Source organism: Bifidobacterium pongonis, from assembly GCF_019331805.1.
GTDB lineage: Bacteria > Actinomycetota > Actinomycetes > Actinomycetales > Bifidobacteriaceae > Bifidobacterium > Bifidobacterium pongonis.
Map to the genome: position 1 here is coordinate 1 of NZ_JAHBBE010000055.1, position 6,955 is coordinate 6,955.

The 6,955-nt window shown below is 63.0% G+C and carries 7 protein-coding genes; 4 read left to right on the top strand and 3 right to left on the bottom strand.

What is annotated here, in order from left to right; genetic code table 11:
* The 3 genes from KIH75_RS09635 to araA all read left to right on the top strand — a co-directional run.
* Positions 1 to 924 (top strand): FGGY-family carbohydrate kinase (locus tag KIH75_RS09635; RefSeq protein WP_240541479.1); only part of this gene is annotated, 924 nt, incomplete at its 5' end.
* Between the two features lie 35 nt (positions 925 to 959).
* A complete protein-coding gene (locus KIH75_RS09640; RefSeq protein WP_219056491.1) occupies positions 960 to 1,652 on the top strand; it encodes an L-ribulose-5-phosphate 4-epimerase in 693 nt (230 codons plus the stop codon).
* 51 nt (positions 1,653 to 1,703) lie between these two features.
* Complete coding sequence (gene araA / locus KIH75_RS09645; RefSeq protein WP_219056492.1) at positions 1,704 to 3,218, top strand: L-arabinose isomerase; 1,515 nt, start codon at positions 1,704 to 1,706, stop codon at positions 3,216 to 3,218.
* Positions 3,219 to 3,598: 380 nt separating this feature from the next.
* Here the strand turns inward: araA and KIH75_RS10255 are convergent, their stop codons facing one another.
* Complete coding sequence (locus KIH75_RS10255; RefSeq protein ID WP_274608112.1) at positions 3,599 to 3,730, bottom strand: hypothetical protein; 132 nt, start codon at positions 3,728 to 3,730, stop codon at positions 3,599 to 3,601.
* A 61-nt stretch (positions 3,731 to 3,791) separates the two neighbouring features.
* Positions 3,792 to 4,727 (bottom strand): nucleoside hydrolase, encoded by a 936-nt coding sequence (locus KIH75_RS09650; protein ID WP_219056493.1) that lies wholly within the window; start codon positions 4,725 to 4,727, stop codon positions 3,792 to 3,794.
* Positions 4,728 to 4,846: 119 nt separating this feature from the next.
* Here KIH75_RS09650 and KIH75_RS09655 point away from each other — a divergent pair, with 119 nt between their 5' ends.
* Complete coding sequence (locus tag KIH75_RS09655) at positions 4,847 to 5,857, top strand: LacI family DNA-binding transcriptional regulator (protein ID WP_219056494.1); 1,011 nt, start codon at positions 4,847 to 4,849, stop codon at positions 5,855 to 5,857.
* Between the two features lie 33 nt (positions 5,858 to 5,890).
* Here the strand turns inward: KIH75_RS09655 and KIH75_RS09660 are convergent.
* Positions 5,891 to 6,955 (bottom strand): MFS transporter (locus tag KIH75_RS09660; RefSeq protein ID WP_219056495.1); only part of this gene is annotated, 1,065 nt, incomplete at its 5' end.

The following is a 6,955-nucleotide window of genomic DNA, read 5'->3' on the forward strand; positions in this document are numbered from 1 at the left end:
GCCGGTGAGCTGACCGCCGAAGGTGCCAAGCTGCTCGACCCCTCGGGCACGCTGCAGCCGGGCATCGTCCTGGCCCCGCCGGAAGGCGACGCCGGCACCGGCATGGTCGCCACCAACTCCGTGCGCGTCCGCACCGGCAACGTCTCCGCAGGCACCTCCATCTTCGCGATGGTCGTGCTCGAACACAAGCTGGAACGCCTGCACCCCGAAGTCGACCTGGTCACCACGCCGGCCGGCGACCTGGCAGGCATGAGCCACGCCAACAACTTCACCTCCGACCTCAACGCCTGGGTGAGGATGTTCAGCGAATTCGCCGAAGCGATCGGCCACCCGGTCGACGCGGGCACGCTGTTCGGCACCCTGTTCCGCGCGGCCATCAGCGACAAGGCCGACAAGAACGCCGGCGGACTGCTCAACTACTGCTTCTACTCCGGCGAATTCCTCGCCGGCCTGCCCGAAGGCCGCCCCGTGCTGGCACGCGGCCCCGAATCGCACTTCACGCTGGCCAACCTCATGCGCGCCCAGCTGTTCAGCGCGTTCTCCCCGGTCAAGATCGGCATGGACGTGATGACCAAGGACGAAGGCGTGCAAATCGACTCCCTCGTCGGCCACGGTGGCATCTTCACCACCCCGAAGGTGGCGCAGAAGATCCTGGCCGCCGCATTCGACACCCCGATCAAGGTGATGGCCACCGCAGCCGAAGGCGGCGCCTGGGGCATGGCCGTGCTCGCCGACTACCTGTGGCACACGCCGTGCCCGCTCGACGAATACCTCGACACCCGCGTGTTCGCCGACGCCCAGTCCACCACCGAAGAACCGGACCCGCAGGACGTGGAAGGCTTCGAAGACTTCTTCGCCCGCTTCCAGCGTGGCCTGTCCATCGAAAAGGCCGCCATCGAAGCGATCGACCTGGAAACCAAGTAACGGACTGCTAACAACTTTTAGGAAAGGAAGACAATATGGCAACTTTGGCTGATTACGGTCCCGAAGTCCGCGCCGAAGTCAAGCAGGTACGCGAGATCGTCGCCACCCTGCACGAACAGCTGATCAAGTGGAACCTGGTCGTGTGGACCGCGGGCAACGTCTCCCAGCGACTGCACACCGCCGACCTGATGGTGATCAAGCCGTCCGGCCTGCGTTACGAATACCTGACCCCGAGCTCGATGGTCGTATGCGACCTCGACGGCAACGTGGTCGACGGCGCGGAAGCCCCGAGCTCCGACACCGCCTCCCACGCGTACATCTATCGTCACATGCCCGACGTCTACGGTGTGGTGCACACCCACTCCACCTACGCGACGGCCTGGGCTGCCACTGGCCAGAACATTCCTTGCGGTCTGACCATGATGGGTGACGAGTTCGGTGGCCCCGTACCGGTAGGTCCCTTCCGCCTCATCGGTTCGGAAGCCATCGGCGAAGGCGTCGTGGAGACCTTGAAGCAGTATCCGAAATCCCCTGCCGTGCTCATGCAGAACCATGGTCCCTTCACCATCGGCAAGGATGCGGAGGCTGCCGTCAAGGCCGCCGCGATGACCGAGGAAGTCGCCCACACCATGTGGGCCGCCAAGCAGCTCGGCGAGATCATCCCGATCCCGCAGGAGGACATCGACAAGCTCAACGACCGTTACACCAACGTCTACGGCCAGCACTGAGCCTCGAAAACAACACGTTAATCCACACACAACGAAGTAAAGGAAACAACAATGGTAATGGAAAACCCCTTCGAAGGTAAGGAAATCTGGTTCGGCGTCGGCTCGCAGGACCTGTACGGCGAAGAAGCCCTGCGTCAGGTCGCCCAGCAGACCGGCGAAATGGTCGACTTCCTCAACGCGACCGGCAAGATTCCCGCCAAGATCGTCCTGAAGCCCACCCTGAAGTCCTCCGACGGCGTCAAGGCCTTCATGACCGAAGCCTCCGCCAACCCGAACGTCATCGGCGTCATCACCTGGTGCCACACCTTCTCCCCGGCCAAGATGTGGATCCGCGGCCTCGAAGTGCTGACCAAGCCGCTGCTGCAGCTGGCCACCCAGCACCACAAGGAGATTCCGTGGGAGACCATCGACATGGACTTCATGAACCTGAACCAGGCCGCCCACGGCGACCGTGAGTTCGGTTACATCGTCTCCCGCCTCGGCATTCCGCGCAAGATCGTCGTCGGCCACTACACCGATCCGGAAGTCGCCGAAAAGGTCGGCACCTGGGCTCGCGCCTGCGCCGGCTGGGACGCCTCCCAGAACATGAAGGTCATGCGTTGGGGCGACAACATGCGCAACGTCGCCGTCACCGAAGGCGACAAGACCGAAGCCGAGCGCGTGTTCGGCGCCTCCATCAACACCTGGGCCGTCAACGAGCTCGTCGCCGCCTACGAGAAGGTCAAGGACGATCAGGTCAAGGACCTCATCGAAGACTACAAGGCCAAGTACGACGTGGCCCCCGAACTGCTCGACTCCCGCTACGATGAGCTCTTCATCGCAGCCAAGGAGGAAGCGGCCATGGTCAACATGATGCGCGAAAACGGCTGCACCGCCGCCGTCGACAACTTCGAAGACCTCGGCTCCCTGCCGCAGCTGCCGGGCGTCGGCCCGCAGCGCTTCCCCTCCGAGTACGGCTGGGGCTTCTCCGCCGAAGGCGACTGGAAGACCTCCGTCCTCGTGCGCATCGGCGCCGTCATGGGCTACGGCCTTGAAGGTGGTGCCTCCCTCATGGAGGACTACTCCTACAACTTCGCCCCGGGCAACGAGCTCGACATGGGCTCCCACATGCTCGAAGTCTCCCCGGCCATCGGCACCATCGAAAAGCCGAAGCTGGCCATCTACCCGCTCGGCATCGGCGGCAAGTCCGACCCGGTCCGCCTCGTCTTCTCCGGCAAGCCCGGTGACGCCGTCGTCGTCTCCATGGCCGACGAGCGTGAACGCTTCCGCCTGCTCATGGACGAAGTCTCCGTCGTCGCCCCGCAGGGCTCCCTCAAGGAACTCCCGTGCGCCCGCGCCGTCTGGAAGCCGAAGCCCGACCTGAAGACCGCCGTCCAGTGCTGGATTACCGCCGGCGGCTCCCACCACACCTGCATGACCACCTCCGTCGGTCGTGAAGCCTGGGAAGACTTCGCCCGCATCGCCGGTGTCGAACTCGCCGTCATCGACGAGAACACCAACGCTCGCCAGTTCGAAAAGGAGCTGGAGATCAGCGAAATGTACCACCGTCTCAACAACCGTCACTGACATGATGGAGCGTTAACGGCACGGCAGAAGGTTCGACGTACCTTTGTACGCCTTCACCTTCTGCCGCACCGTTACCGCACGCATCATGTCAGTGACGGGCCGTCACTGGGTGATGGACGTTAGCGCTACGGCGGAAGGTCGCCATGCCTTTCCTTCTCCTTCCGCTACATCGTTACCGCACGCAGCACGCCAGTGACGGACGTTGTCGGTCGCTCTTGAATAAGCGCCGTCGGATCATCGAGCCTCGATCCGGCGGCGCTTATTCTGTTTCCAAGCGGCAAAACCTTGTGCCACACGCGGTACGGCACGCGTATGGGAATACGAAAGCGGCCATGTTCCTGAACGATTCAGGAACATGGCCGCTTTTCGTTAGGAGCCGGTTAGGCAATCGTTACCTGCCAGCGCGTACCCCACCGCTGCAGGCGGGCGCTGTAGCCTTTGCAGCACAGGTAGGCGTGCCAAGCGACGGCGACCGCGTAAGTCGTGCAGATGCGCGTGCGTGGAATGCTCATGATCGTCTCCTTTCGCGGTCGGCCGTGTCCATTGCCCGGATTCGTGCGAGTCCGCCGCGGATCAGTCGTACAGGCTGATGCAGTGCTCCACAAGATCCCAGAACTTCTCCACATCGATGTCGATGGCGACGTCGGTGTTCTTCGGGGCATCGGTGAGCAGGAAGTAGTCGCAGTTGGTGCGGCCGTAGCTTTGTTCGCTGCGGATCTCGATATCGGTGTGCATGCTCTTGACGGTCACGATGGACGGGTCGATCAGGTACGCCACGGTGGTCGGATCGTGCAGCGGGCCGCCTTCCCAGCCGTACGTGCGCTTCTGTGCCTGGCCGAAGAAGGTCATCAGATCGCAGAACAGCTTGCCTGCAGGGTTCTTGTGCACGCTCATGCGCTTGACGATCTCCGGGGTGCACAGCACCTTGCGGGTCACGTCGAGGCCCATCATGGTCACCTTCACGCCGCTGGAGAACACCACGTGCGCGGCTTCGGCGTCGGCCCAGATGTTGAATTCGGCGGACGGGGTCACGTTGCCGTGCTGGTAGCTGCCGCCCATGAGCACGATCTGCTTGATCTTCTCGCAGATGCGCGGTTCGATGCGCATGGCCATGGCGATGTTGGTCAGCGGCCCGGTCGGCACCAGCGTGATGTCGCCGTCGGAGGCCATCAGCGTCGTGATCAGGTATTCGAGCGCATGCTCCTTCTCAAGCGGCTTGGTCAGCTCGTCGAACTGCGGGCCGTCCAGGCCGGACTTGCCGTGCACGCGTTCCTCGCCCTGGCGCGGCTCGATGACCATAGGGCGGCCCATACCCTGATACACCGGAACGTCCAGGCCGAGGTACTGGCAGACGTTGAGCGCGTTGCGCGTGGTCTTCTCCAAAGTCTGGTTGCCGCGGACGGTGGTGATGCCGAGCAGGTCGATATCCGGGTGGCGGCCGGCCATCAGAATGGCGACGGCGTCGTCGTGACCGGGGTCGCAATCGAGGATGATCTTCTGCTTTGCCATGACTAACTCCTTTGTTTGATAAATCGATTTGGCAAACACATATTAAACATCTTCCGAAAAAACTGTCAAGCGCGCGACACGCCGTCCCCTCACGTACAATGTGCTTGGAGGTACGTGAAATGCGAGTGACGATGAAGGATATCGCCGAAGCTACGGGGACTTCGGTGCCGACGGTTTCGCTGATTCTGAATGACAAACCGTTTAGGGTGGCGGAAGAGACCCGCCGGAAGGTGCTCAAGGCCGCCGAGGACATGCATTATGTGCGCAATCAGGCGGCACGCGATCTGCGTAAGGGGACCAGCAAAACCATTGCCCTGATCGTGCCCGACATCGGCAACGACTTCTACGCGACCTTCGCCAAAGGCGTCGAACGCGCCTGCCATGAGGCCGGTTGGAGCGTGATGCTCAACGATTCCGACAACCAGACCGAGCATGAAAGCGAATACATCGAGCTGATGTACCAGAAGAACGTCGAAGGCCTGATCCTGGCCAGCACCACCAGCGACGAAAAACGTGCTGCCGTCTGCACTGACATTCTTGAAAAGCGCGGTATGCCGCACGTTCTGCTCGATTTCACCGGCACGGATGGCGGGGATGTGGTCGCCGGCGATCACCTGCTCGGCGGCAGGACCGCCACGGAATACCTCATACGGCTTGGGCACAAGCGCATCGCCTGCATCACCGGGCCGCTGTTCCTGGAAGGCGCGCGCAGCCGATTCGACGGTTACCGGCAGGCGCTTGAGGAGAACGGCATCACCTACGATCAGGGGCTGATTCGGGAAGGCGACTACACGTACGAGACGGCGCTCGATCTGGCGCGCATGATGGACTGGAACGGTTTCACCGCCGTGGTCGCGGCCAACGATTTGACCGCGCTCGCGGTGTGCAAGGTCGCGGCGGAGATGGGGTACGACGTTCCCGGCGACAAGTCGGTGATCGGGTACGACGATGTGATGTTCGCCGGATTGATGAACCCCGGACTGACCACCATGCGCCAACCGACGCGCCAGATGGGTGCGGATGCGGCGACGATGCTGATGGACCGGATCTCGCATCCCAAGCGCAAACGTGCGGTGAAAACGTACACGCCCCAGCTGGTCGTGCGGTCCAGCACCGCGCCTTGCCGGTGATGTCGGCGGTGATATCACCGGCGTTCATCGTCGTTAATCGCGTGGTTTCGACCCGATAAGCGCCGAACATCCCAATGCGCATGCCGTGATGATCGCGCCGGCCAGCATCGCGCCGGCATAGCCGTACAAGGCCCCATGCGCACCCGTCACCGCGCCTTGCACGCCGTACAACGTCAGATAGCTGATGCCGGACGCCAGATTGAAGGTTCCGGCGGTCAATCCGGGCAATGTTCCGGGGCTGGTCTTCGGCGAAAGTTCGATGCCTAGGGCATTGATCGAAACATTCACCATGCCCACGTAGCCAAGGCCGAATATGGCGGAAAACGTGGCCAGCGTGCCCGTGGTGAGATGCAGGGCCGCAACCGCGCCGAGGGCGGTGGCCGCGGCGGTGATCGCCAAGCCGATGCGGAACACTTTCAGATAGCCGGACCGTGCGGCGACGCTTCCGATGGCCAGCGCCGTAACCATGCCGACCAGCGCATAGGGGACGAGCGTCACCAGCGTCGACCCGTCCGCGTTCAGGCCCAAGCCGATGGCGTCGTCTTGGGCGAGTGCCGGCGCAAGGCCGTTCATGATGGCGAAGATGCCCGTCATCGCGATGAAAACGGTCAGCAGGAATGACCACGTGGTGCGGCGGGTGAGGAAATCCGGCGCGACCAGAGGGGCCGGCGTTTTCTTCTCGTGATTCCAGAACGTGGCCAGCAGCAGGGCGGCGAGCAGCAGCGCCCCGATGATCGGCATGATCGGGGCGCTGCCGGAGCGCAATGCGGTCACCGTCATCAGCAGAATGCCCACGGCGCACGTGAGATACGCGATGCCCCGCCAATCCATGGCTGTGGGTCGTTCGACCTTGCTGTCGCGTGCGAACGTCGCCAGCATTATGATGCCGGCGACACCGACCGCGGCGATCGCCCAGAATACGGCCCGGTAGCCGAGATGACTGGCGATCCAGCCTCCCGCCAGCGCGTCGGCGCCCGCAATGCCGCCGTTGGTGCAGGTGACCAGGGCGGTCAGTCTCGCATAGGTTCGCGTGTCTTCGACGCGGTCACGCAGCATGATGAGGCAAACCGAGATCATGGGACCGGTCGCGCCCTGCAG

What these genes read in the sequence shown, in the direction of transcription:
- KIH75_RS09640 (WP_219056491.1), top strand. Translation starts at nt 960, where the DNA reads ATGGCAACTTTGGCTGATTACGGTCCCGAAGTCCGCGCCGAAGTCAAG.
- araA (WP_219056492.1), top strand. Translation starts at nt 1,704, where the DNA reads ATGGTAATGGAAAACCCCTTCGAAGGTAAGGAAATCTGGTTCGGCGTC.
- KIH75_RS10255 (WP_274608112.1), bottom strand. Translation starts at nt 3,730, where the DNA reads ATGAGCATTCCACGCACGCGCATCTGCACGACTTACGCGGTCGCCGTC.
- KIH75_RS09650 (WP_219056493.1), bottom strand. Translation starts at nt 4,727, where the DNA reads ATGGCAAAGCAGAAGATCATCCTCGATTGCGACCCCGGTCACGACGAC.
- KIH75_RS09655 (WP_219056494.1), top strand. Translation starts at nt 4,847, where the DNA reads ATGCGAGTGACGATGAAGGATATCGCCGAAGCTACGGGGACTTCGGTG.